23 protein-coding genes are annotated in these 22,540 nt (G+C 63.3%); 22 read left to right on the top strand and 1 reads right to left on the bottom strand.

Going from position 1 to position 22,540, the window contains the following annotated elements:
* The first annotated feature begins 4 nt into the window (after positions 1–4).
* From DM818_RS13420 to DM818_RS13410, 3 genes are read left to right on the top strand one after another with little or no spacing between them, the layout of a single operon-like run.
* Positions 5–4,294, top strand: coding sequence for a hypothetical protein (locus DM818_RS13420; protein WP_153952744.1), 4,290 nt, complete (start codon positions 5–7; stop codon positions 4,292–4,294).
* Positions 4,291–5,919 carry a S8 family serine peptidase gene (locus DM818_RS13415; RefSeq protein WP_153952743.1) on the top strand — a complete coding sequence of 543 codons (1,629 nt, stop codon included), beginning with the start codon at positions 4,291–4,293 and terminating at the stop codon, positions 5,917–5,919. Before DM818_RS13420 ends, DM818_RS13415 begins: the two co-directional genes overlap by 4 nt.
* Positions 5,919–6,722 carry a hypothetical protein gene (locus tag DM818_RS13410; protein ID WP_153952742.1) on the top strand — a complete coding sequence of 268 codons (804 nt, stop codon included), beginning with the start codon at positions 5,919–5,921 and terminating at the stop codon, positions 6,720–6,722. Before DM818_RS13415 ends, DM818_RS13410 begins: the two co-directional genes overlap by 1 nt.
* 194 nt (positions 6,723–6,916) lie before the next feature.
* Here the strand turns inward: DM818_RS13410 and DM818_RS13405 are convergent, their stop codons facing one another.
* A complete protein-coding gene (locus tag DM818_RS13405; RefSeq protein ID WP_172977341.1) occupies positions 6,917–7,573 on the bottom strand; it encodes an HAD family hydrolase in 657 nt (218 codons plus the stop codon).
* Positions 7,574–7,751: 178 nt separating this feature from the next.
* On the opposite strand from DM818_RS13405, the gene DM818_RS13400 reads away from it, so the two are divergent.
* The 19 genes from DM818_RS13400 (at position 7,752) to DM818_RS13310 (ending at position 22,351) form a co-directional block, all read left to right on the top strand.
* Positions 7,752–8,033, top strand: coding sequence for a ribbon-helix-helix domain-containing protein (locus tag DM818_RS13400; RefSeq protein ID WP_153952741.1), 282 nt, complete (start codon positions 7,752–7,754; stop codon positions 8,031–8,033).
* Positions 8,026–8,310, top strand: coding sequence for a type II toxin-antitoxin system RelE family toxin (locus DM818_RS13395; protein WP_153952740.1), 285 nt, complete (start codon positions 8,026–8,028; stop codon positions 8,308–8,310). Before DM818_RS13400 ends, DM818_RS13395 begins: the two co-directional genes overlap by 8 nt.
* 374 nt (positions 8,311–8,684) lie before the next feature.
* Positions 8,685–9,773, top strand: coding sequence for a hypothetical protein (locus tag DM818_RS13390; RefSeq protein WP_153952739.1), 1,089 nt, complete (start codon positions 8,685–8,687; stop codon positions 9,771–9,773).
* A gap of 6 nt (positions 9,774–9,779) precedes the next feature.
* Positions 9,780–10,076 carry a hypothetical protein gene (locus tag DM818_RS13385; protein WP_153952738.1) on the top strand — a complete coding sequence of 99 codons (297 nt, stop codon included), beginning with the start codon at positions 9,780–9,782 and terminating at the stop codon, positions 10,074–10,076.
* A 145-nt stretch (positions 10,077–10,221) separates the two neighbouring features.
* The gene (locus DM818_RS13380) at positions 10,222–10,431 is read left to right on the top strand and encodes a hypothetical protein (protein WP_153952737.1); all 210 of its coding nucleotides are present in this window, start codon (positions 10,222–10,224) and stop codon (positions 10,429–10,431) included.
* On the top strand, positions 10,428–11,072 hold the full coding sequence (locus DM818_RS13375; protein WP_153952736.1) for a hypothetical protein: 645 nt from the start codon (positions 10,428–10,430) through the stop codon (positions 11,070–11,072). Before DM818_RS13380 ends, DM818_RS13375 begins: the two co-directional genes overlap by 4 nt.
* On the top strand, positions 11,072–11,302 hold the full coding sequence (locus tag DM818_RS13370) for a hypothetical protein (RefSeq protein ID WP_153952735.1): 231 nt from the start codon (positions 11,072–11,074) through the stop codon (positions 11,300–11,302). The genes DM818_RS13375 and DM818_RS13370 overlap by 1 nt, the downstream gene beginning before the upstream one ends.
* Before the next feature lie 197 nt (positions 11,303–11,499).
* Entirely contained in the window at positions 11,500–11,658 is a 159-nt protein-coding gene (locus DM818_RS13365; protein WP_153952734.1) for a hypothetical protein, read from the top strand.
* Positions 11,655–12,032 (top strand): hypothetical protein, encoded by a 378-nt coding sequence (locus DM818_RS13360; RefSeq protein WP_153952733.1) that lies wholly within the window; start codon positions 11,655–11,657, stop codon positions 12,030–12,032. The genes DM818_RS13365 and DM818_RS13360 overlap by 4 nt, the downstream gene beginning before the upstream one ends.
* A gap of 119 nt (positions 12,033–12,151) precedes the next feature.
* Positions 12,152–12,961 (top strand): hypothetical protein, encoded by an 810-nt coding sequence (locus DM818_RS13355; protein ID WP_153952732.1) that lies wholly within the window; start codon positions 12,152–12,154, stop codon positions 12,959–12,961.
* Positions 12,961–13,209: a hypothetical protein gene (locus DM818_RS13350; RefSeq protein WP_153952731.1), complete on the top strand. Its 249-nt coding sequence runs from the start codon at positions 12,961–12,963 to the stop codon at positions 13,207–13,209. Before DM818_RS13355 ends, DM818_RS13350 begins: the two co-directional genes overlap by 1 nt.
* Positions 13,209–13,490, top strand: a complete 282-nt coding sequence (locus DM818_RS13345; protein ID WP_153952730.1) for a hypothetical protein — start codon at positions 13,209–13,211, stop codon at positions 13,488–13,490. The genes DM818_RS13350 and DM818_RS13345 overlap by 1 nt, the downstream gene beginning before the upstream one ends.
* 75 nt (positions 13,491–13,565) lie before the next feature.
* Positions 13,566–13,934: a hypothetical protein gene (locus DM818_RS13340; RefSeq protein ID WP_153952729.1), complete on the top strand. Its 369-nt coding sequence runs from the start codon at positions 13,566–13,568 to the stop codon at positions 13,932–13,934.
* Entirely contained in the window at positions 13,915–14,634 is a 720-nt protein-coding gene (locus tag DM818_RS13335) for a hypothetical protein (protein ID WP_153952728.1), read from the top strand. Before DM818_RS13340 ends, DM818_RS13335 begins: the two co-directional genes overlap by 20 nt.
* Positions 14,634–15,722, top strand: a complete 1,089-nt coding sequence (locus DM818_RS13330) for a hypothetical protein (protein WP_153952727.1) — start codon at positions 14,634–14,636, stop codon at positions 15,720–15,722. Before DM818_RS13335 ends, DM818_RS13330 begins: the two co-directional genes overlap by 1 nt.
* The gene (locus DM818_RS13325; protein ID WP_153952726.1) at positions 15,719–17,092 is read left to right on the top strand and encodes a hypothetical protein; all 1,374 of its coding nucleotides are present in this window, start codon (positions 15,719–15,721) and stop codon (positions 17,090–17,092) included. Before DM818_RS13330 ends, DM818_RS13325 begins: the two co-directional genes overlap by 4 nt.
* Positions 17,092–19,122, top strand: coding sequence for a hypothetical protein (locus DM818_RS13320; protein ID WP_153952725.1), 2,031 nt, complete (start codon positions 17,092–17,094; stop codon positions 19,120–19,122). The genes DM818_RS13325 and DM818_RS13320 overlap by 1 nt, the downstream gene beginning before the upstream one ends.
* Before the next feature lie 14 nt (positions 19,123–19,136).
* Complete coding sequence (locus DM818_RS13315) at positions 19,137–21,641, top strand: hypothetical protein (RefSeq protein ID WP_153952724.1); 2,505 nt, start codon at positions 19,137–19,139, stop codon at positions 21,639–21,641.
* Positions 21,638–22,351 carry a minichromosome maintenance protein MCM gene (locus DM818_RS13310; RefSeq protein ID WP_153952723.1) on the top strand — a complete coding sequence of 238 codons (714 nt, stop codon included), beginning with the start codon at positions 21,638–21,640 and terminating at the stop codon, positions 22,349–22,351. Before DM818_RS13315 ends, DM818_RS13310 begins: the two co-directional genes overlap by 4 nt.
* Positions 22,352–22,540: the final 189 nt, after the last annotated feature.

The raw sequence follows: 22,540 nt of genomic DNA, 5'->3' as shown, positions 1-22,540 counted from the left end.
ACCCATGACACAGCACACATCCATCACCAGTCGCATCACTCGCCACACGTCGCTCTCCCGGCTGCGCGCCGTCGCCCTCGCCGGCGTCGTCGTCGACGTGACGCTGACACGCACCGTCGTCGGGACGGCACAGGCAACCGAAATCGGGCCGCTTTCGCGCACGCTCATCGAAACCGGCGGCTACCCGCTCTGGGCCGCCGTCTTTCTTGCGTTCGTCGCTGGGGCAAGCGAGGTGGCTACGCGCCTCGTCGCCGACGAGCATCGGGTCAATCAGCACGTCGGCTGGGGCATGGCCAGCCTGCTCGCGCTCGGCCCGTGGGTCGTCACCGCCGCGAACGTCGGTGGCGTGCTCACCGTGGGCGGGTGGCCCGAGACCGCGCCGTGGGGCGAGATTGCGACGGTCGGGCTATTCACACTCGGTGGCGCGACAGTTGCGTTCGCGCCGCGGGAGTTGGTGGGGCAAGTTCGGCGGCGGTCGCCCTCGGGGCGGTCGGTCGCAATTGTCGCGATGACCGCATTCGTTGTTGTCGGTGGCGTGCCGCTCGGGACGATGTCGCCGACCGGGCAGTCTGAGGCGAGTGTTGCGACAGCAGACTCTGACTTCACGCAAGACTTCGAATCAACCCCGACTGGAGAACTGCCGGCAGGCTGGTCTACGCCTTATTATGGTGAGGTGGTGATGCAAGACGGAAAGAAGGTGCTTACTGGACGCGCTCGTCACTCCGCGACGGGCACAACAGCGGATTTCACGCTAGAGGGCACCGTTATTCGGTCAGAGACAAAGGACCAATATGTCAATCCTGGTGGGTTTGAAGTCGGAGATCCTGATGGTGGCGATTTGCTGGCTGTCAATCTTAATACTGCTGACGAAGCTATCGATATTGTTGTTGATAAAAATGGTGTAACGAATGAGTACCCTATCCAGGGCGTGACGACACAACCTGGGACATTTGACTTCCGAATTGCTGGAAACAATAACCAGATTGAGGTTACTGTCGAAGGGAATGGCGAAACGTACGAAAAAACAATCAGTCAACCAGACATACCTATCCCCGACGTTGCGGCGGTAGGTAAAAGCGAGTACTATGTGGATGATGTCTCCTACACCGCAGAGTACATCCCAGAGACCACCACCGGCACTGTCGAAACCTCTGACGGCTCACCGGTCCCCGGCGCACCACTCGTCCAGAACGGCAACGTGCTCGGCTACACCGACGCACAGGGCAACTACGAACTTGCTGCCTCCGGCCAGGTAACCGTCTACTCAAGCAGAGCTGACGGGCCAGCGACCGGGACCATCGGCGACACCATCACGATGGAGCCGGCGAAGTACGACAACAAACACGACTCGCTCAATATCCACTACTGGAAGGTTGACGAAACCGATGAAAACGGCGAACCGCTCGGCTGGGATATCTACGGCGCACCGGGCACGAAACTTGACTTCGAGGTTATCAGCGGGCCACAAGAAGGCGAGACGTGGACACGCTACGCCGACAAAGACCTCGACGGCAACTACACCTCTAACGCTCGCTTCCAAGCACCCCCGTCAGGGATTCTCAAAATCACCTCAACGTACAATGGCGTCACCCAAGACTGGTTCGTCCGACTCAAACCCGGCGGCCGACTGATGGGCATTCGGCTTGGAAATCCGAAAGAGGTTGTCAGTTGGGAAGACGACCCACCGGAGCAGCTCAACGAGACAAATGTTGTCCGGCCGGGCGACCGTGGCGGCGAGGTCGTCACTGGCACCGTCACCAATCAGGCAGGGACGCCAGTCTCGAACGCGACGGTCGAAGTCGTCAGCGTCGAGCAACAGGCCGTCGAAGACCAGCTCAACCAGACGCTGAGTGAGGCCCCAACACAGGAAGACATCCAGCAGCGCGTTGACGAACTCGTCGGCGACTCTATCCCTGACATCCCGAGTGCGTTCCAAACGCAGCAGTCGGACGGCTTCCAGTTGACCGGTGCGAACGCGAAGCCGTCAGAGTTCGACGGCGAGTACCCACTCGTGTACACGCGCGAGGACATCTCAGCCAACAGTGGGTTCTCGTACTTCGACACCGCGCAACTCAGCGAGCCCGCCTGGCGTGATATCGACGCCGGCCAACAGGTGATGCTGACCGCTGTCGACCCGACAGACGGCCGCAACAGTGGCTTCCTCAACGGCGAGTACGACTCACAGGTCTTCGGGACGTTCGAGAACGACGCCGCAGTCGTCGTCGAGCCGCTTGTCGGCGAGGACGCGACCTCGCGGACGACGGTTACACTGGACCAGCGGCAGGGCGGCGGGCTTGGGGACCCAAGCGCGCTGAACTACGGGACGGTTGCGCTGTCGGATGGCTTCTACCGTGTCAGCGTCGTGGATAGCGACATCTCGTACGTGATCAAGGTGGGGAACCCCATCCAACTCCTCTCCGAGGAGATTCGCGCTGACGTGCGCGACAGCGTTGAGGATAGCGTCGACAGCACGGAGCAGCGGTTGACAGACGCCTCTCAACAGGCGAAGAACGCCTTCGATTCGGGCGCGTTCCAACGCATCACCAGCAGCACGGATGCGGATGGTGAATTCCGCGCTGTGCTTGACAACCGCACGGAGACTGTCATCGTGCAGGCGTACAAGTACCCCGACGGGCAGTACGCGTTCAACCGCACGCAGACGGGCCTCCAGAACGCCGTCAGCGGCGAGGACGCACCCGCTGTCTACTTCCCGACGCGACCACGGCGGGCGAGCGTCCCGGCGGAAAACCTCGACATCACCATGACGGAGGTCTCGACCAATCCGTTCGGCAACGCGACGGCCTACCAGGACCAGTTCGAGGCGTATCTGAACGAACTGAAGAATGAGACGTTCTCGGACTTGCCACAGGCGCTGCAGGAGGGCTTGGACGGCACGAGCCGCGAGAAACTCGAAGAGATTGCGACGCAGTTCGAAGGCCTGCGCAACAACAACGAGCAGCTGATGGACCTCTACCGTGAGAACCTGGACCAGCAGGTCGACGCTGACGAGGTTGCGGAGGAACTCGACCTGGACCAGCTCTCCAACGAGGAGCTAAAGAGTCAGGTCCAGGCGATGCAGCAGTCGCTCACGGAGGTGCAGTCCACTGTTGAGGTGCTGCAGGAGTCCGGCGACACCGTCCAGGAGGACGGCCAAAACCTCCTCTCGCGGACGTGGTCGATTGGTAACACCGGCGTGTTTAGTGACTCAGTTGGGTCTGATGCACTCTCTGTCCGCGTCACGCCGTCGGACGGCGGTGAGACGGAGATACTCTCGACGGACAGCGACTACCTCTCCGTGACGAACGGCCCGACAGGCACGACCGTTGCGCTGGAGGACTACCCGCTCGGCGAGATGGATGTCGCACAGGTCCAACTCGATGTGGCAACGCCATCTGGGCTCGGCACGTCCACGTCGACGGTGACGAACCCGGCGTTCACGGCGAACATTCCGGAACTCGATTCGATGAGCTTCTCGACACTGTCGCCCGGCCCGAGTGAACTCGTCACCGGCGAGGTTGTGCCCGCCGACCGAACCGCGTTCGGTGGCCTCGACTCCGTGACCATCACGAAGCCGGATGGGTCGACTATCACGCCGACCCTCGATGGGCGTGAGTTCGAATTCAGCACGAGCGGTGCCGGAGCCTACCGCATCGAGACAACGTTCTCGAACAGTGCTGGCAACCAGTTCACCGAGGTCCAGTACCTCGATGCCGCCAGTAGCGATGAGCAGGATGTGCCGCGGGTCCGGACGGTCTCCGGGCCGACGGGGACCTACGCGCTGACGGGTGGCATCGACAGCGCCCGCGTCGAATCGAACGCTGGCACGGAGACGACCATCACCGCGGTCATCGGCGAGAACGCCGAGATTCCTGGCTCGCTCCACGTCTACACCAGCGGGCTCGAACTCGCACCAAGTGCCGATGTGACCGTGGCAGTCGTCCGTGCGCCAGACGAACGTGCGCTCGAACGCCGCGTGAACGTGGTGTTGCACACGCCCGCACCGGGCGACGACGCGATCTTCCGCGTGAACGGCGCGGCTGTCCCGCCGGGGGCAGAAAACTCGCTTGCAACGCTTGACGTGCGCTCGGACGGCACAACCGCCGACACGCTCACCAACGCGAACGGTGTTGTGACGCTGTCAACGACAGCCAACCCGAGTTTCTGGGAGTCGATTGTGTGGGACTTCGATAACCTCCGCCAGGACCTACCGCTCATTCACATCGGCGGGTTCTCGCTCGGTGGGTTGATCCCACTCAGTCTCCGTCGCCGCCGCAACGGGGGTGAGTCGGCATGAGCAACACAAATCCGACGTTCATCGTCGCCGGCCTCGCGTTCCTACTCGTCGCGTCGCCCGTGGCGGCGGCTGCGGCGACCGGGCCGTCCGCGATGGGCGTCTTCGGTGCCGATACACTCGGGCCGAGTGCGCTCGACCGCCCGGACGATACGATTCTCCGCCACGGCCAGCCGTCGTGGGTGGTCGAACTCGACAACGAATCGGACGCGAGCAAGCTCGAGGACTGGGCGATGAGTTCGGAGCAACGGCATCTCATCGAGGCTCCGAGTGACGGCTACGCGGTCGTCGCCGCCTCGCCGACAGCGATTGGGACCGGCCTTGCCGACCGGCTCCTGAACAACGGCCTGGCGGCACGCAACTACGTGTCGAGCATCGAGCCGGAGATTACCGTCCCGGTGCCAGAGGTTGAACTGACGAGCGCCGACGGCTATCAGGCTCCGGGCGACCGGCTCACACAGCTGAACGCGGCGCTCGGTGGCGGAACGCTCGATGCAAGCGCTGGCCTCGCCTTCGCCGGCGACTACGAAACGACTAGTCTGGCCGACTCCCGTGACGCGATGCAGACCGATGGCGTCACGGAGACCGGCGCAGGGACGACGGTCGCGGTCGTCGACACTGGCGCGTCGGTCGGTGATGGCCGCGTATTCGGTGACGGGACTGCAGGCAGCGACCTTCGCATCTCGAACGCGTCGAAGTCGTTCGTCTCCGGCGAATCCGTGGACGTGCCGGCCGGCGACTTTGCGGCGATTGACGACGAGGGCGGCCACGGCTCCCACGTCGCAGCGACCATCGCGGCGAATCACGCCAACGACTCGCTCGACGGTGTCGCGCCGGGCGCAGAACTCCTCGTGCTGCAGGCGCTCGATCCGGAACGCGGCAGTGGGGATAGCAGCAACATCGCGGACGCCGTTCGGTACGCCGCGGACCAGAACGCCGACGTGATTTCGATGAGCCTCGGCGCGCCGGTGTACAACAGCCAAATCGCGGACGCTGTCGCCTACGCACAGGAAGAAGGCTCGATTGTGACAGTCGCAACGGGCAACTCGCGTATGAAGGGCATCCAGTTCCTCGCGTCGCCGGCTGACGCGACCGAGGAGACCATCGCGGTCGGCGCGGCAACGGTCGAAGCCGACGCGAGTACGGCACTCCCGGCGTCATTCAGTCAGGTCGGTCCCGACAACGGGCTTGACCTGAGCAACGGCGTGACCGAGGGCCGGACAGTGTCGGTGGTCGGGCCAGGGACGGCCGTGCAAGCGCCCATCTACGACAGCCGGGGCACACTGACGACAAAGACACTCTCGGGCACGTCGATGGCGACGCCACACGTCTCCGGCGCGATTGCGGTCCTGCTCGACGCCGACTCGACGCTCGCTGGTGACCCGGCGGCCGTCGAAGAGCGGCTGCAGTCGACCGCGACGCGGATGCCGAACGCCACGTCGGCGGCCGTCGGCGCGGGCTACGTCTCCCTCGGCGACGCGGTCGCGAACACACCGAGCGAGGAGACGCAAGCGGACGCCATGACGACCGAGGCGACCGCGCGTGACGCCGGGGTGGAGACACTCTCGGACAGCTCGGGGGGCCTCTTCTACGGCGTCCTGAACAGTTTGGGACTGGGTGGTGACTAATGCCGACGCGTCGTGCAGTGCTCACCGCGACCGGCAGCGCGCTCGCTGCCACGACACTCGCGACGGGCACGGTGGCAGCCGACCACTTTGAGGAGATTCCGGAGCATGTCACCATCGGCTACGACCAGCCGTGGCTCGAACGCTACCAGCCGCTCCTCGCGATGGACTCCGAGACGCGGTCGCGCTTTCTCGGCCTCTACGGCTGGCGGGCCTCCAGCCCGGAGTTCGAGTACGACTGGGCGTGCTACTGGGCGTCGTACACCCACCAGACCGGCTTGACGGACCTCGATAGTCACCGTGGCGACCATGAACCCCTGTACGTCGCCGTCGACGAGCAGGGCAACGTCGACCGCGTCTGTTACACGGCGTATCACTGGCTCAAAGCCGAGAGCCGGATGCCGACACTCGACGGCACGAACCCAGTCATGCTCGTGAACAATCCGTATCACCACTACCTCATGGCTCCGACACCGACCACGCCGGCCGAACGGTTCGACGTGGAGGACCTCGTGCCAGAGATGCCCGACTGGCTGGATAACGGCCTGGAAGAGTCCCTCGACACCAGTGTCGGGGTTGCCCGACCCGAGACCATCCTCGCCGAACCCGACTGGTGGGCAACGGGTTCGTTCGGGCTTGGGTCGCTCGACGCGCTGTACGCCCGCACCCGACTGACGCTCGGGCTTGACGGGGCAGCGGCGTCGGACCTCTCACAGAACGCCATCTCGTGGCTGCCGTTCCACGTCGCGTTGCACAACGCGGTCGAAGCGAATCCACAGCTCGTCGCGCCACGACTCAGACCCTGATACTCATGCTCAAGACACACACCCACGCCGACCAGCGACTACACCGCCACGGAGATGGCAAAGAGATGCACTATACCAGTTCTGCGCTGCCACCTCCGTCACCGAATCGCCCACCAACGTGCAGCGTAATTTAGATTCCACCGCGAACCGATTGCCCCGCATAGGAAACTCACGTTTTGATCAGTATAGAAGAACTACTTTACAGAGATTTCCTCGATTAATGGGAGAAGTATCTCCGCCAGTTCTTCTGTTCCTCTAGTGGCTACTGCTGCGTCCGGTTGGTTGTCCTCACCGACATAGACTGTCTTAAACCCCGCTTCGCGTGCTGGTATGATGTCCTCCTCAAACGTATCTCCGATGTAAACGAATGTTTCTGCCGGAAGCCGTTCCTTGGCTTCTTCAAATATTTCTTGGCTCGGCTTCCGTGACTCGACTTCATTCGAAACGATAACCGTATCTACGAGTTCGTCGAGCGCGTGTTGTTTGAGCTTCTGACGCTGCATTCGTCCATCTCCGTTTGTGAGAATACCGGTTTGATGTTGGCTTGCAACGGACTCTACGAGTCGTTTTACTGATGGAGATAGTTGAGTCGCATTGGCCTCTCTCTTGATATACTCCGCCGCAAGTGTCTCTGGATTAATATTGAGGTCGTACTCTTGACGAACCATCTCGAACGCTCGTCTGTATGGGTCTTCATCTACTTGCGTAATCCCTGATAGTACCTGTTCAGAATACGTTTCAACCATCTCGTCGGAGGCAGTGGTTGGTAGTGTCTGTGCGAAGAGTTCTGCGAAAGGGGTAGTGTAGTCGAGAAGGGTTCCATCAAGGTCGAAATACACCGTAGTTGTCATAACGTCCGGCTATTCGTCTCTCAACAAATGGGTTTTGATACATTCGCATACCCACTGAACAGCCGTTTCACTCCAACTTCGAGACAAATTCTTCCTCGATACGGTTCTCTACGGCCCACGCCAGCCGGTTGTGATTCCGCCGAAATGACTATTGGTAAGATATACGTATTACGTCTATATGTCTGAAGCAGATACAAACAACGATGATACGGACGAAATCGCCACGGTGAATTTCAAAGTCACCGAGTCGTTCCTCGACGAAATCGACGACACGTGGCAGGGGCGCGGGTTCAACAGCCGGAGCGAGTTCATCCGGTACACGCTTCGAGACGCTATCGAGTTCCCGACGTTCGACCGCGACGAACTCGTCGCGCTGCTCCAAGTGGAGGAGGACCTCCGCGAGGATCAGACGACGAGCGCCGAGGAGGCCCGCGAGCGATTCGGCACAAGCGATGAGTGATGTGGAGTGGACGTGGGTACTCTCTTCGACCGCCGAGGACGACCTCGCGGGACTGTCTCCCGCCGACCAAGACCGGATACTCGACAAGCTCGATGAAATCGTCTCCTCACCGTGGCGCGACCCACCCGACTACGGTGAGCCACTGCAAAACAGCCCGCACAAGAAGATACGCGTCGGGGAGTTCCGGCTGTCCGTAAGCTTCCGGCAGGGCGATGGGCAGCTCGTTGTCGCACGTATCAAGCGTCGAGGTGGCGCGTACACCGCTGACGACGACTAAGTGACGAAAAGCCCCGATGCGGCGAAATACGGTTAGCTGGATTGAAGCGATAAGTCACCTTCCTCAACGTCTGAACCAACTGAGGACGTAGGGAGAGGATACAGCGCCGCACCGTTCTCATACACAATTCGACTATCAGCCGTAGCTTCGGGTACCGATACTGCCAGTCGCCTTCCGGCGACGCCACACAAAGACCAGCCAACGAAGCCATTCTCACTCACGACACTCATGACACAGCCACACAGCCACGCTGACCAGCGACCGCGTCGTCACGAAGGTGGAGGGACCCCACCACCACCCGTCCCACCGCCTCAATCACTCACCGACCGCTTGCTTCTCACGCTCGCACCGTACTGCGATTCCGACACTAATTCATGGATATTTCATTCCGACGCGATAGTATCACAGCCACCTTTGGCGCGCTGGCGATGGTCGCCGCGCTCCTGCTCGCCGCATCGGGCGGCGCGCTCGCCGTGCCGACGGTGGACACCGAAACAACCGACAGCCAAGAGACTTCAGACATCACCGACGGCTTCAGCGTCGCTGACTTCAACGGTAGTGCGACCGACATCGGCGTCCTGCGTGCGACCTACGACACGCAGAATATCGCCATCGAAATCGTTGACCGCGAAACCGATGAAGTCGTCAAGCGAATTTCAGGCGACTCCACGCGGTTCTCGGAGTACGACTCGGCGAACAACGGCTACGAAATCACGCTCACACAGAGCGACTTCGCAGCCATCGAGATGGGCGCGGGCGAGTCCAAGTCCGTCAGTGTCCGCATGATTGGCGATACGACGGCCGACTCGCCGCCGACCGCTTCGATCTCCGGTACGCTCAACAACGTCGGCGACCGCGCGGTCGTCTTCATCGGCTCCAACGCGACCGCATCCGGCGTCGCTGAAACCGAAGAGGAAGAGCCGGGATTCCTCCAAGAGACGCTCTTCGGCAACACGGAGAACACGACGACCGCGACGGTCGAAGCGTCTGATGTCGCCATCGGCGGCGCAGGCACGACCGTCAACGTGGTCTACGCTAACGACACCGTCTCCTCGGCCTTCGAATCGAGCGCGTCGTCTGACTCGTCGTTCCTCGGACTCTCTTCGTCGGACATCTCGGAGAGTGACCGAATCAGTGAGCACATCGTCACGCTCGACGACGAGAACTACGGCATCTACTCGCAGATTGCACCCGAGTCGGTGCTCGACGCGAGTGGGGCGACGTACGCCGAGTACGATAGCGTCGGCGGCTACCCCGCCCACAGCATCACGCTCGGTGACGCCTACGAGGGCGAGAGCAGCGCCGACATCTCCACGACGGCTGGTGAGGAGCTGGGAATGTTCGAGTCCGTCACCACGTTCGGTGACTCCGGCTTCTTCAGCTTCATCCCGTCCATCTCGTCGCTGACGGGCATGCTCGGCGCTGGACTGCTCTTCATCGGTCGCCCGACGCTGCAGGGGTGAGTCCCGATGGATACCTTCAGCAACGAATATCGAGCACAGGCGCTCTGGCGCATCATCGCGCTTGTCTGGCAGGCGACGGTCGGCTACATCGTCGTCGTGCTGGTCGGCCTTGTCGCGCTGGTGTGGATGCTGCTGGATATCATCTGGCAGCTCCTGCTCGGTAGCGAGGGCCTCGACGAAGACGGGCGAGCCGGGATGCTCGTCTCGTCGGCGTTCAGCTGGGCCATCGGGCAGACGATCTTCGCGCTCACCGGCGGCGGTGACGAGTGGTTCCGCTGGTGGTGGGGCGCACCCGCAAAGTAACGCCGCTCGCTCCGGCTCTGTCGGAGCATCGCAGTCCATTCTTTCGCGCTCACCGCAGGGACCGAGTTCGACTCTCGGGGTGAGCAATTCAACCTATGATACATTTACACCACACAGCAACAGCAGACTCCACGAGGCAAGGGCCATGACGGACGCTGACCTCGCGCTCGTCGGCGTCGGTGCTGGCGGCGGACTCATGCTCGCCGCGGCGCTGCCCCGCCTCCTCACGGACATGCCGCTGTCCGTCTCGGCGTCAACGGTCGCAGCGGCGACTGGCATCGGCCTCTTCATCGTCGCGGCGGTCGCCCTCTGGCGAACACCAACGCCGCGGTACAACCGGAGTGGACCACCGTGAGCCGCCTTTCCACTGTCGCCGTCCTCGCGGTCGCCGTCCTGCTCGTGACGAGTGGGGCCGGCGTCGCCACAGCAACACAGACCCAGGAGGAGTCGAGTCTGTTCGACCAACTCACGGGCGTTGAGGTGTCGTCGAGTGATGCGACGCTCGGTGAACGGGTCGACGCGGTCTCGACCGTCGCGCAGAAGTTCATCGACCGCGCGATGTACGAGTTCGGGAAGTTGACCGCCGACACGTCGTCGATGGACCGCGCCCAGCAGTACGCGAGCAACACGAGCGCCGTGTTCGAGACGCACGCTGCCGCGCTCGAACCATACGTGAACCAGCGCGTGAGTGCGCCGGTGAGCGATTGGGACACCATCGCCGTGGAGTTCGTCGTGGAGGACGCGACCGCGACGCGCTACCTGCTTGCCGACGAGAGCAACGGCGAGTTCACGAATCTCCGGATGGTGAACGACACCACCCGCGACGTCGACGGGACGCTCACCATCGAGGAGTTCGCCGCCGAGGATGCGGCGAGTGAACTCGACTACTTCGCGACGGAGTACGTCGCCGAGAACCGCGACGTTGACATGGCACTACTCTCGCGGATGCAGGCCTACAGCGACTCCATCGACCTGCCCGACGGGGTGAGAGAATAATGGTCAACGCGACACTGCAGGACGACCCTGTCCAGTTCGCACAGGAGGGGCTTCGGGCGGTGCTGTTCGGTGAGCCACGCGACCAGATGGTCTTCTCGCTGCTCGGGATGGGGGCCGCCTACGTGTCGGCGCTGTTCAGCTTTGGTGCGACGCTCATTCTCGTCGTCCTGTTCACGATTACCTTCTTGATCGGGTTGGGCCGGTTCGGCCTGCAGACGGTTCGAGGCTGATTCAGTATGACACACAGTACTCGACTACCCCTGAGCGGCTGCACTGGCCGCGGAGGGCACGGATGACGCACAGTAAGGGCGGGTGGTCCGGCGACTCCCGGGGCCATCGCGACGCCCAAAAACGACGCCACGAATCGTTGCCGGAGACGTACTGGCGACGGGCTGGTGACCGCCTCAGTGACGCCGGCGACTGCCTCATGGACGGTGACACGTCCTACGCCCGGCGTGTCGGCTACGCGGGTGGAAATACCGTGTGGGCAGCCACGTACGCCCTCGCGACGCTGTTCGTGACGGTCGCGCTCGTCGTGACTATCCCCGTCCGCTGGCCATACCGCTACCTGCGAGGTGACAGATGAGCCTCCTCGACTACGATCCCCCGTCACAGGATGACGTACGCCGAGCGGTCGCGGACGCGGAAGTGTCGGCGTTCCGCTGGCTCGCTCGGGGCGTCTTTCTCGCCGGCACGTTGGCGCTCATCGTCGCCTCGGCGACGGTGAGTGGCATTCTCGCCGCGGTGCTGGCGTCCATCGCCGCTGGGATGCTCATTCGCATCGTGCTCCCGTACCAGCGGTTCCGCGACTGGGCCGCTGACTACTGGGACGGCGACGCCGGCGACCGGTGGCGACGCCGGACCAACGCCTTCGGCCAGCGACTCGTCGACGGCACGCGCCAGTTCGGCAGCGCCGTGCGGACAAGCCTCGGCCGACTGGTCGGGAGGGTGCGTCGATGAGACGACTCCTCGTACTCGCTTGTGCGCTTATGCTCGTGGGCATGGCCGTCACTGTCGGCCCAGCAGCGGGCACAAGCCAGCAATCCGACTGCCAGACAGTTGTGACGCACGACGCGCTCATGACTGACGCGGCGAAGATTGACACCCTCGCGAACGGGACGACCGTCGAGACGACGACCCAGAATACACGCGTGACGGTCGGCACGGCCAACTCGTTCTACCGGATTACGGGCGAGAATCCGAACGGCTACTGCGTGCGACTGGTCGTGAAGGCCGACGAGGAAGCAGTTCCGCCGGCAGAGTTGCCGGGCACGGTGTCTGCCGACAACGCGGATATCGAGGCGACGTGGGATGCCACGCACGACTTTGAGGCCGACCGGACGTACACGAAAATCGCGTTCACCCTGCCACCCGAGACGACGGCCTCGTTCAGCCCGAACCAAGCCCGCATCTTCTCGATGTCATGGGTGACGGAACGCGCCGAGCAGTCGAAGAGCGCGTGGGAGGAGGTCCTCCCCGACTTCAGCAGTAGCAGTGTCGAGAAGCACACCTACGAGATTGCCGCCGACGGGTCGGCCCGTGTGGTTGTCCCGCTGGAGAACGCGACGAACGGCCAGTCTATCGACGACTGGCGTGCGCTTGCGAAAGCCCCGAGCGTCGACGGCTACAGCTCGTGGCGCGATGCGGGCCAGGATGCGTCCGACCCGGTCTACTACAGTGAGACGCAGAACGGCACGGCCGTCGCGTTCCACTTCTCGGAAGCGGCACGCGAGGACGCGGTCGTGAAGTTCTACGCGAATCCCGGGTTCCGAGCGAACATCGACTACCAGCTGAAGAGCTACCTCTCCGGGCTCGACATGCTGGGCGACTTCTCACTATTCGGCGGGACGGTCCTGCCGGTCATGATTCGGAGACGGAGGCTCAACTAATGGTTTCACGAATCCTCATCATCGCCGCGGCCGTGCTCGCCACGGCGCTCCTGTTGCCGGCGCTCGTCGCCGGCGGCGGGTTCGTCCTGGCGGCTGTGCTCGCGGCGCTGGTTGTCGCAGTACTGCTCGGGAGTTCCCTCGCGTGGGACCTTATCTTGAATCGAGAGATGGGCGCGAAAGGTCGCCGAACCGAAGACCGCGTCCGCGACTTGGTCGGGTCTGACGGCAACGACCGGGGGCGGGACTGATGGCCGCTGGGCAAACGCTCGTCATCGGCGCGGTGCTCCTCGTCGTCGGCGTCCTCGCCGGGCGCTGGATCGGCAAATCGTTCGGCGACGGCATCGGCCTCCTGTCGAACGTGACGCAGGCGCTCGGTGGCATCGCGTACGTCGCCATCTTCGGCGGGCTCTTGTTCTTGGGCGGGTGGGCGCGGTCGGTCGCGTTCATCATGGTCATCCTCGGGGCAGCTATCGCAACGACACGCATCGGCGACGCGAAAGACGACTGGCGACAGATGGTGAACGGCTGATGGCCGTTCCGTATCGTCTTTTCGCCAGCTGGCCGCGTTATAATCATAGTACAACGATAACGGAGGGCTCACGCCATGACTGATTACTCGGTGTTGGATATCATCTCCAACGGCGCTGGGCTGCAGGCGTACCTCCGGGCGGGCTTTGTCGACGACTCCGCGTTCCCGCGGGCGCTGTCCGATGGTGGCCGAGTCATCGCGCAGCCGACCGAGGGTGGCGGTCTGTTGCTCCTGCCCGTCGAGGCCGTCGACGAGTATCCCATCGCCGTCGACGGCCCACCAGACGGGTTAGTCGCTGATGTCGCCGACGGGGCTGAGGTGGCCGCCCCGGACGGCGACCTCTGTCCTGAGGCCACCGACGAACTGCATCGCATCGCAATCGACCGCGGCTTCGCAGACCCCGAGTCTGCACCTGATTCAACACATGAGACACAATCCGATTAGCGACGACACTGACGAGGCCGATATCCTCCAGCAGGATGCCGCCGAACTCAGACAGAAACTCTCGATGCACCGGGATAATCTCGGGCACGAGCAAGCACTGCTCAAGGGTGTGACCGAGTGGCTCGTCATCGCGCGCGAACTCCCGGCCGCCAGCGCTCGCGAGCACATCTCCAAGCGCACGGCCGAACTGACGCGGGGGAACGCGATGTACCGCACGCCGGGGACGACGGACGGTCGGGATGAGTTTCCCGACGACTGCGAAGGCTGTCCGCACTACGAGGCGGGGGCGGCCTGTCCCGTGTTCGCCGACTACGGCACGGAACGGCAGCTCCAACAGATTATGGAGCATATCGAAGACCCCGTCCGCCGGCGACAGCGGCTCCGCCGACTCGCCGCCGACAACCAGTGTCACATCCTCGAAGACGCCGTCGAGCGCGTTAGTACGGCATACGAACCGCTGGTGAAGCGCGGCCAGATTCTGCTGATGGTCGTCGAGGACCGGCTCATCTTCCATGACGCGGAGTCGGAGATTGAGCAAAGCATCACGAGCGCGATGGAGTTCGACATCTCCCCTGGCGCGTTCGAGGGTGCAGACGTGATTCGGGGCGACCCCGAGGTCGGCCTGTTTGAACCACGCGACGGGGACGACCCCGAGCTTGACGATGGGACAGCGTCGGTTGCCGACGCGGGGGCCGACTGATGGCGTCCGTTCCGTTGCTGGGCAACGTCTCGACGCCCGTCCTCGTGGTGCTTGCGCTCGTCATTGCGCTCGCCGTCGTCGCCATCATCTATCGCCTCGGCCAATCGCAGGCGAGTGCGTCGGGCGGCATCGAGGAGACGAGTGAGGCGCGCCAGCAGGCCGTGCAGGACGACTCGGTCGGGCTTGGGACACGCCTCGGCTCGCTGCCTACCGAGGGCAAAATCACCCTCGGGGCGTTGCTCGTCGCACTCTGTGTCGTCGGCTACGAGGGCTTCTCGTTCCTCCAGAGCGGCGGGCCGTCGGGCATACTCGCCAACCCTGTCGTGCAGGTCGGCACGGTCGTGGCGGTCTCCCTTCCGGTCGCAATCGGGTTCGAGCGCCGGCGCTCGGCGAACGAAGGCGAACTCGTCGCGACGGTGGAAGCCGACCCCGAGAGTGGGCGTGACGAGCAGGAGATTACCGTGCCTATTGACGGTCGCGATATCTCGAACGCGCCGGATGCGCGGTCGGATCGGGACGACCCCGAAGTCGATGGCTCGTCGATGGTCGCCTACGAGTATTCGAACACGCGAACGCTTGGGGTCGCTCGGTCGGCAAAGCGCATCGCCGACGACCGCGCGCTCCGGGATGATTCCGACCTGACGCGGCCGGTCTCGGACAAGATTGGCTACGAGATTCCGCCGTGGGCGACCGAGGTAAAACCGAACGTCTGGCACTTCCGGACGAAGGGGCGTGTGAAGTCACTGACCCCCGAGACAGAGCCGGACTACATCTGGCTCCCGCCGGCGACGATGTCGGCCAAAGAGCGCGAGCAATTGCGGACGGACAACCGCAACCTTCGCGACCGGACGCGGGAACTGCAGGTACGGATTGGCTCCATGTCCGAGGAGCTCCGGAAGAAGGAAGAAGAGCTGAGCCTCGCTCGCGAGGACGCCTGGAACTACGTGACGGACCATATCGAAGAGATTCAACCCTACATCAACGGCAATATGACGACCAACCAGATACTCGAGCAAATCGAATCACAGGGACATCAGTCCCGGGACCAGCCGCCGTTTGACGCCGAGAGCGGGGAGGACCGTCGATGAAACGACTGCTTGTGGTGTTTCTTGTCGTGCTCCTCGCGGTGCCGGCGACCGCCGCCGGTGGTGCAACAGCGGCCGACACGTCTGTGGCGCCCGCGCTCCAGGAGGACGACGACGGCGGTACGCCAACCCCAGACGATGAGAACGGCACGGCCACACCCTCACTCGCCGAGCAGGTGCGGCTTGCGCCACTGGATTTCGGCGAGCAGTACTCGTCGATAACCACCGGCGAGGCGGGGAGCGCCTACAACATCACCGGCCGGAGCGCTGGCTTCGCGACGACCATTCCCGTCGAGGCGGTTCGCATCACCCAGCCGGGTGGGGAGGCGCGCATCCTCGATGGCGACCAGACCATTCAGTTGGAGTGGCAACCCGAGGCGTCGCCCGACTCGGAATCATACTACTCACTGGAGCTGTTCTTCGCCGACGACTCAACGCGCACGATTGACCTCTACGTGAGCGGCACCGGGACGACGACCGTGCCGCCGTCGGTCGCGAACGGGCAGGGCCTCATCGAGGACCTGCAGGACCAAGCCGAGGACGCTGGCTACGAGGGCTCGCTCGCTGGCATTCGCAACTGGCAGGAGAATCTCCAGCAGCGTGCGAGCGTCTTCGATAACTTCCTCGCCGGCGACCTCACCCGGATTCAGAACTTGTTCATCCTCTATCTGAGTACCGGCCTGTTGCTGTTCCTGACTGCCGTCGGGCTGATTCTGCTCTCGCGACGCCTCCTGAGTAAGCACGGGCGGAAACTCCGGTCGCTCGCCGAGAGTCAACTGAGCCAACTCCGTCGGAGCCAACTCGTGCAACGCTATCGGCGCGATGAAGAGCAGGCCGCCGAGTCGCGGCTGGAAGACGTGGACAAGATCGGGACCGGCGCGGTTCATTATCGCGAGCAGCTGGGCGTTGCGACCGAGAGCCAACTCGGGGAGCTACTGGCGGCTGGTAAACCCGCCGTCGACGGTGACGGCCGCCTGCTCCGGCTCGACCCATCCGCGGACGATGTCGACCCGGTTCGTGACCACACCGGCGACGTGGTGACCGATGAGGAGGGCAACGAACTCGGGCCACTCGTTCGCACGCATGAGGGTATCGCAGAGATTGAGCGGGCACTGCAGAACGGCGAGCCGCTTGAAGAGACGTGGATTGAACCCATCATTCGCGACCAGCATCTCGGCAGTGCCCGGCGCTTCCTCGCCGAGTCAAAGTACGTCCTCCAGCGACTCGCGGAAAAGCATGGCCTGCCGAAGTATCGCGAGCCGTACCAGCGCGTGTCGACGGCTCTCGACCATCTGCAGTCCGGGACCGGCCGGCTGGAGAGTGGCCGCGCCGACGAGGACCGCTACACGACGGCTGCACGAGGTGACGACTGATGGTGTCGCTCTTGCTCATCGCGGCGGTTGTCGGCCTCTTCCTCGCGAGTGCAGGCGTCTGGTGGTCTGACTACCAGCCACTCGCGGCTGTGCGCGGTCGCCTCCCACGTCGTGCGGGCACGCCACTGCGCGAGTACGCTGCTCGCGCGTTCATGCGCATCGTCGGGAGTCGTGAGACGGCTGGGCTCCGACTCCTCGCGCTCGCCGTGGTCATGTTCTTCATGGCCGTCATCGGGGTGCTGTTCCTGCTCGTCCGGTTGTCGCTCCCACTGACGACGGAGAGTGGGCCGATTCTTCGGACGCTCGTGAAGTACGGCTCCTCGACGTATCTGTACGGTGTGCTCGGGCTTATCGCGGCGGCGATGATGCTGCGCTGGCAGCGCGACCGGATGGCCGCAAAGACCGCCGCCGAGACGAACGTCTCGAAGCAGGCTGTCAAACGGTACGCCGCCGAGGTTCGCTCAACGGCGGCGGCAGTCGGTCTCTACGGCTCGACGGACCACAGCGAACAGCAGTTGCGCGCCAAGCTGATGCGGGCGTTCAACGGCGACGCCGTCGATGAAGCACCCGGCGAAGAGGCTACGCCCACAGAGGGCGGCGAACTCGCCGATCCAGTTTCCGGTGCGTTGCCGGCGTGTCCCGAGAAGACAGAGTCTGTAGATACCGATGCCGGAGCCAGCAGCGACACCGACGAGTCGCTGGCTGCGTTTGTTGACCGGAAGCTCACGGCGATGCAGGCCGATATTGAACGGCTGCAAAGTGCCTACGAGGACCGAGCCTCGGACCTTGCCGGCCTGCCCGTCGACGATGAAGACACAGACACCGACCGCGAGCGACTGGCCGCGCGCCACGACCGACTGGTGCTGGAATACCACGGCCTGCTCGATGCCGCGCGTGAGGACAACGTCATCGAGTACTGCATCTCAAACCAGATGGCGACCGCGGTACTCCAGGCAGGCACGCGGGCGGGCGTCCGCACGGCCATGCTGGTGGAGGCTCACGAGCGCGCGGCGAGTACTGAGGAGTCGCTGGATACGACCGACGAGACGGCGCTGCAGGACGACCACGCAGCCGGGGGTCAGCAAAGCGCGACGGCGCAACTGGCCGAGACGCTACGGGCGTTCCGCAAGCAGGTCGCCGCGACCGCCTCCCTCGGGAATATCGCCTACCAGCTTCTCCTGCCAGCGGGCTTCATCATGTTCCTCGGCATTGTGGCACTGGAGACGGTGACGCTCTCCCCAGTTGGCTACGTTCTCCTCGGGGCGATGGGTCTTGTCGTTGGGACAGGCTACTACGGTGGCCGGCGCTGGCAAGAGCGGCGTGCGGTCCGAAGTGCGCGCGCTGACAGCGACACGTCGACCTGGAGCGATTCGATGGCGCTCGCAAAACCCATCGAGGACGTGGACGGCGGGCGCGACGCCTACGTCGTCTTCGTCGGTGGACGGGTGCTGTTCGACCACGACAAACACCGGCTTGCCCGCACGACAGCCAAACGGTGGTATCAGCTCATCCACGGTGAGGATGTATGGCCCGCACAGCAGGAGCAGTGGGCCACGGATGCCGCCGAGATGCTGCCGTTCCCGGAACTCATCGAGTGGAACGACAGTGAGTACTCGCGGGGCGCAGTGTATGATGAAATTCTCGACGAGGTGCGCGAGAACGACCACCCGCCGGCGATGGTACCGAAGTACCAACTCGCCGAGCGCGTGGCATCGCGAGCACCCGACGGTCGCTACGATCCGGAGCTCATCGGCGAGTGTTATCTCGACCTGCTCGGGCCGGCACTCTGGGAAATCGACGTGCCGGTGCAGTCGAGCGACGGTGAGATGCGCGACGTGACCGTTGTGTATCTCCGCGAGATGGGCTTGCCCGAGTCAACCGCGGAGATTCGCGCGCAGTTCCACGGCGACTTCGACCCCGATGCCGAGGCGACGTATCCGCTTCCCGAGCGGCCCGACCTCTCGGCGTCGTGGGACCCCGCCGTCTCATCGCATATCGACGCGGACAGTTGGACGACCACACCGAGCTAATCAGATTCGCATTCATGTCAGAATCACAGACCCACGATAGCGACGCGTTTGAACGGAAATACCAGCAGATTCAGTCACAGGACGATGCCGAGATATCGGATGCCGTCCGTGGCGTCATCGAGGCACAGCGCGAGCGAGCCGCCCGCGAGGATACGCTCCAGACGGAAGGCTATGTACGCGGCTTGCTCAAGCAGGCACGGTCCGCGATTGGAAGTCGCGAAGAGCGGCGGGCGTCGGAAATCATGACGCACATTCGGTCGGTGCTGGAGAATGACGCCGATCTCGAGCAGATGCTGCAGTCGCCCGCAGCGCTGGCCGAGAATCTCGGTGAAGAGATAACCGTCGAGATGGCCGCGAGATACCGGGCGACGTACCAAGCACATGACCGGGCGCGGTCGCAGGGGCGCTTCCCCGACGCCGAAGAGGAGGCAGCAACGCTCTCGGCGGTCGCGCAGGCGCTCGGGTACGAGAACTCGATTCACGACCCGTCGAACTGGACGCCGTTAGTTGTCGAGAATCTCGGCCACCTCGGGTCGCTCGACGAGGAGGAGAATCCGACGCCTGTCGGTCGGCGGCGACTCTCCGCTGAGAACTCCGACGATCTAGACGCGCGGAAGGTCGAAATCCCACACGACTCGTGTGACCATATCCTCGCCTGTGCGCTCCCGCGGTCTGGCAAGGACTCAACGCTCACCTCGATTGGGATGAATCTCTGGGAAGAGCATGGCTATTCCTATTTCTCGATTTTCGATGATGGCCGGATGGAGACCCCGATGCTCCCGATTCCAACCGACGAGGAAGTCATCCAGCAGAATCTCGACCGGCTCGACCAGGTGCCGCGCGGCTTCGACGCTGAGGTGCTGGTCCCGCGGATGGAAGACTCCGTCCCCGACCGACTCCCGGCGAACTTCACACAGTTCACCATCGGCATCGACCAGTTGACGCCGGAGATGATTCTGAACTTTGCCGGTGTGAACAAGCGCGAGGGTGACGTGGTCCACCGCATCGAGCAGGCACTCGACGAGACGCTCGCCAACGGTGGTGACGTGGCCGAACTCATCTTCAAGCTAAATCTCTATGCTCGCGAAACGCCTGCCGAGGTGACCTGGACGGAAACCGTCGGCGAGCGCGAGGGCGGCTCAACGGTGACGAAAACGGCGGAGTACAAGATGCCGGCCTCGGACGTGCTCACCGACGCCGCGAACCAACTGGCTCGGCTCGCCGGCGACGGCCTCATCACCTCACCAGCGGCCGCGACGAACATCGATATGGCCGAGGTTATCGCCGACCAGGAGACGGCGACGGTTCTCTGTACGTCGTTCCTCGGGCGGGGCCAAGAGCCGCTGAAGTACTACATCATCAACCTCTGGCTGGAGTTGATTTGGGAAGCACGTGAGGAGAACGCACGACTCCCGCGTGCCTGCCTGGAAATTCGTGAACTGAAGGATCTCGCGCCGTCGAAGCACGGGTTTGGCGGCGGGCAGACCAAAGCGATTCGTGCCCTGAAACAGACGCTCTTCCGCATCGGCTCACGCGGCGGCTCGCGCGGTATCATGATGCTCGCGAGCACGCAGAAGCTGAACGACGTGGAGAAGTCGATTCGGCAGAATTTCGCGACGAAGGTACTCCTCCGGCAGAACGAGGAGGGGATTGAGACGCTGGACCGCTCGCACAACTTCACTGACGAGGAGCGGCGACAGCTGAACCAGTTTTCGATTGGTTGGGGGATGGTCGTCGCCGGCGGCCAGAAGTACTACCCGGTGGAGTTACGCGGGTCCCCCTGTGCCCTCTCGCTGAAAGACGAGTTCTGGCTGGACCGCTACGGACTCGCGTTCGGGGCCGAGGTCCGGCCCGACCCCGATAACGACAACCGGCACGACCCGTGGGTCGACGGCGGCGACCGCCACTGCAACTGGTGGGTTCATGTCCCCGAACGGACCGTGCACGACCCGGCAGACGAGGAGCCGTCGGTGGGCGACTACTACTCGCAGTGGTATCTGACAGATGCACACTTCCCCGACGGGACGACGGCCGAGGATGTGGCCGGGAACGAGGCGCTCGTCCGGAGCGCACTCAAAGACCGTCGGCCGTATCCGCTCGAAACCGACCTGATGCTGCAGTCAACGGAGGCCGAGCGCGGGCAAGAGGAGGTGACGTTCAATCCCGAGGACCTCCCGACCGTCGAGGAGGTCGCGAAGGACTTCGAGGTGCCACGCCAGATTCGCGACTGGCTCGATAAGGACCGCGACGTGCGGGAGAAACTGGTCACTGCGTGTGAAATTCTCGACGAGGAGGGGCCAGTGCGGACGCAATCCGACTGGGCGGCCCCTCACCCAGACTACAAACGAGGGTCACTGAAGAACCATATCGGTGTTCACGACGACGGATCGCCGAAGAATCTGGAGCCGTGTTACAAACGAACCGATAACGACGAGTACGACCTCTCGATTGTCGGCGAGAAAGTAGTTGAACTGCCATGGGACCGCATCAACGTCGCGCTCTACGAGGGTGACCAATGAGCGACGACCCGGGCGACGTGATTCGCGTCGGGAAGCAGCGAGCGGCCGACCTCAACTCCACGATTTCCGTCGACGCAGCTGTCGTCGAGGCTGGGCCAGTCGAGCCATTCTGTCATAATGCAGCTTTCGAATGCACATCGTGTTACTACATCAATCAACGACGACAACAGCCCGGAGAGATGCAGAAACCGGAGCGGTGTGAAGACTGTGGCAACCCCGTCCTCCGGTTCAAGCTCTCCGAATCTGACCTGATCGACCATCAGAAGATACTCACGAAGCCACCAAACTCGACGCTCGAAGACCCACCGAGGCTCATCGTGTTTCTCCGAGGCGACGACTGCGATACGGTCGAAGAGGGCGACCGCCTCACCATCTCGGGAACGTACAAAGCGTTCCAGAAGCAGAAGGAGTCGGTCCTCTCGACATATCTCCGCGCGACGAAACTACACGAGCGCGAGGATATCACAGTCGACGCCGATGCGACCGATATCGGCGATGTGGTTGTGGACTACGTCGACGAACACCAGCGCGACTCCGGCTACGGTGTCGCTCGGTCCGAAGTCGTCGAGGAAGTCTCTGGCGACCGGTTCCGGCGTCCGGAGGTTGAGGATACAATCGACGAACTCGCCGCAGCGAGTCACCACGACCTGCAGGATGTTGATGGCCGGCTCGCCATAGCCTCAACGCACAGGACGGGGCATATCGAGTGAGACGAGACAGCAGCCACGAGCGGGTACCGTGTGGGTCAGTTGCCCCAGAGTGTGATGGAGACCTACCCGGCAACCACAAACAGCCACACGGGCCGCACAGCACATCCTGCTGGACGTGAGGGTTGGACGCGAGTTGCCGCCTGGGTTCGAGGGTGCTGGCGAGCGCGGTGGATACGCGCGTATCTACTA

The sequence above is a fragment of the Halosegnis longus genome (assembly GCF_009663395.1).
Taxonomy (GTDB): domain Archaea; phylum Halobacteriota; class Halobacteria; order Halobacteriales; family Haloarculaceae; genus Halosegnis; species Halosegnis longus.
Note: the sequence above shows the minus strand (reverse complement) of the source record. Positions and strands in the feature narration are given on the sequence as shown.

Bases quoted from the DNA above. Each gene is read 5' to 3' on its own strand.
- DM818_RS13360 (WP_153952733.1), top strand. From the start codon at position 11,655: ATGAGCCTCCTCGACTACGATCCCCCGTCACAGGATGACGTACGCCGA.
- DM818_RS13345 (WP_153952730.1), top strand. From the start codon at position 13,209: ATGGCCGCTGGGCAAACGCTCGTCATCGGCGCGGTGCTCCTCGTCGTC.
- DM818_RS13330 (WP_153952727.1), top strand. From the start codon at position 14,634: ATGGCGTCCGTTCCGTTGCTGGGCAACGTCTCGACGCCCGTCCTCGTG.
- DM818_RS13365 (WP_153952734.1), top strand. From the start codon at position 11,500: ATGGACGGTGACACGTCCTACGCCCGGCGTGTCGGCTACGCGGGTGGA.
- DM818_RS13320 (WP_153952725.1), top strand. From the start codon at position 17,092: ATGGTGTCGCTCTTGCTCATCGCGGCGGTTGTCGGCCTCTTCCTCGCG.
- DM818_RS13390 (WP_153952739.1), top strand. From the start codon at position 8,685: ATGGATATTTCATTCCGACGCGATAGTATCACAGCCACCTTTGGCGCG.
- DM818_RS13340 (WP_153952729.1), top strand. From the start codon at position 13,566: ATGACTGATTACTCGGTGTTGGATATCATCTCCAACGGCGCTGGGCTG.
- DM818_RS13420 (WP_153952744.1), top strand. From the start codon at position 5: ATGACACAGCACACATCCATCACCAGTCGCATCACTCGCCACACGTCG.
- DM818_RS13355 (WP_153952732.1), top strand. From the start codon at position 12,152: ATGACTGACGCGGCGAAGATTGACACCCTCGCGAACGGGACGACCGTC.
- DM818_RS13370 (WP_153952735.1), top strand. From the start codon at position 11,072: ATGGTCAACGCGACACTGCAGGACGACCCTGTCCAGTTCGCACAGGAG.
- DM818_RS13410 (WP_153952742.1), top strand. From the start codon at position 5,919: ATGCCGACGCGTCGTGCAGTGCTCACCGCGACCGGCAGCGCGCTCGCT.
- DM818_RS13325 (WP_153952726.1), top strand. From the start codon at position 15,719: ATGAAACGACTGCTTGTGGTGTTTCTTGTCGTGCTCCTCGCGGTGCCG.
- DM818_RS13335 (WP_153952728.1), top strand. From the start codon at position 13,915: ATGAGACACAATCCGATTAGCGACGACACTGACGAGGCCGATATCCTC.
- DM818_RS13405 (WP_172977341.1), bottom strand. From the start codon at position 7,573: ATGACAACTACGGTGTATTTCGACCTTGATGGAACCCTTCTCGACTAC.
- DM818_RS13310 (WP_153952723.1), top strand. From the start codon at position 21,638: ATGAGCGACGACCCGGGCGACGTGATTCGCGTCGGGAAGCAGCGAGCG.
- DM818_RS13315 (WP_153952724.1), top strand. From the start codon at position 19,137: ATGTCAGAATCACAGACCCACGATAGCGACGCGTTTGAACGGAAATAC.
- DM818_RS13350 (WP_153952731.1), top strand. From the start codon at position 12,961: ATGGTTTCACGAATCCTCATCATCGCCGCGGCCGTGCTCGCCACGGCG.
- DM818_RS13385 (WP_153952738.1), top strand. From the start codon at position 9,780: ATGGATACCTTCAGCAACGAATATCGAGCACAGGCGCTCTGGCGCATC.
- DM818_RS13380 (WP_153952737.1), top strand. From the start codon at position 10,222: ATGACGGACGCTGACCTCGCGCTCGTCGGCGTCGGTGCTGGCGGCGGA.
- DM818_RS13395 (WP_153952740.1), top strand. From the start codon at position 8,026: ATGAGTGATGTGGAGTGGACGTGGGTACTCTCTTCGACCGCCGAGGAC.
- DM818_RS13400 (WP_153952741.1), top strand. From the start codon at position 7,752: ATGTCTGAAGCAGATACAAACAACGATGATACGGACGAAATCGCCACG.
- DM818_RS13415 (WP_153952743.1), top strand. From the start codon at position 4,291: ATGAGCAACACAAATCCGACGTTCATCGTCGCCGGCCTCGCGTTCCTA.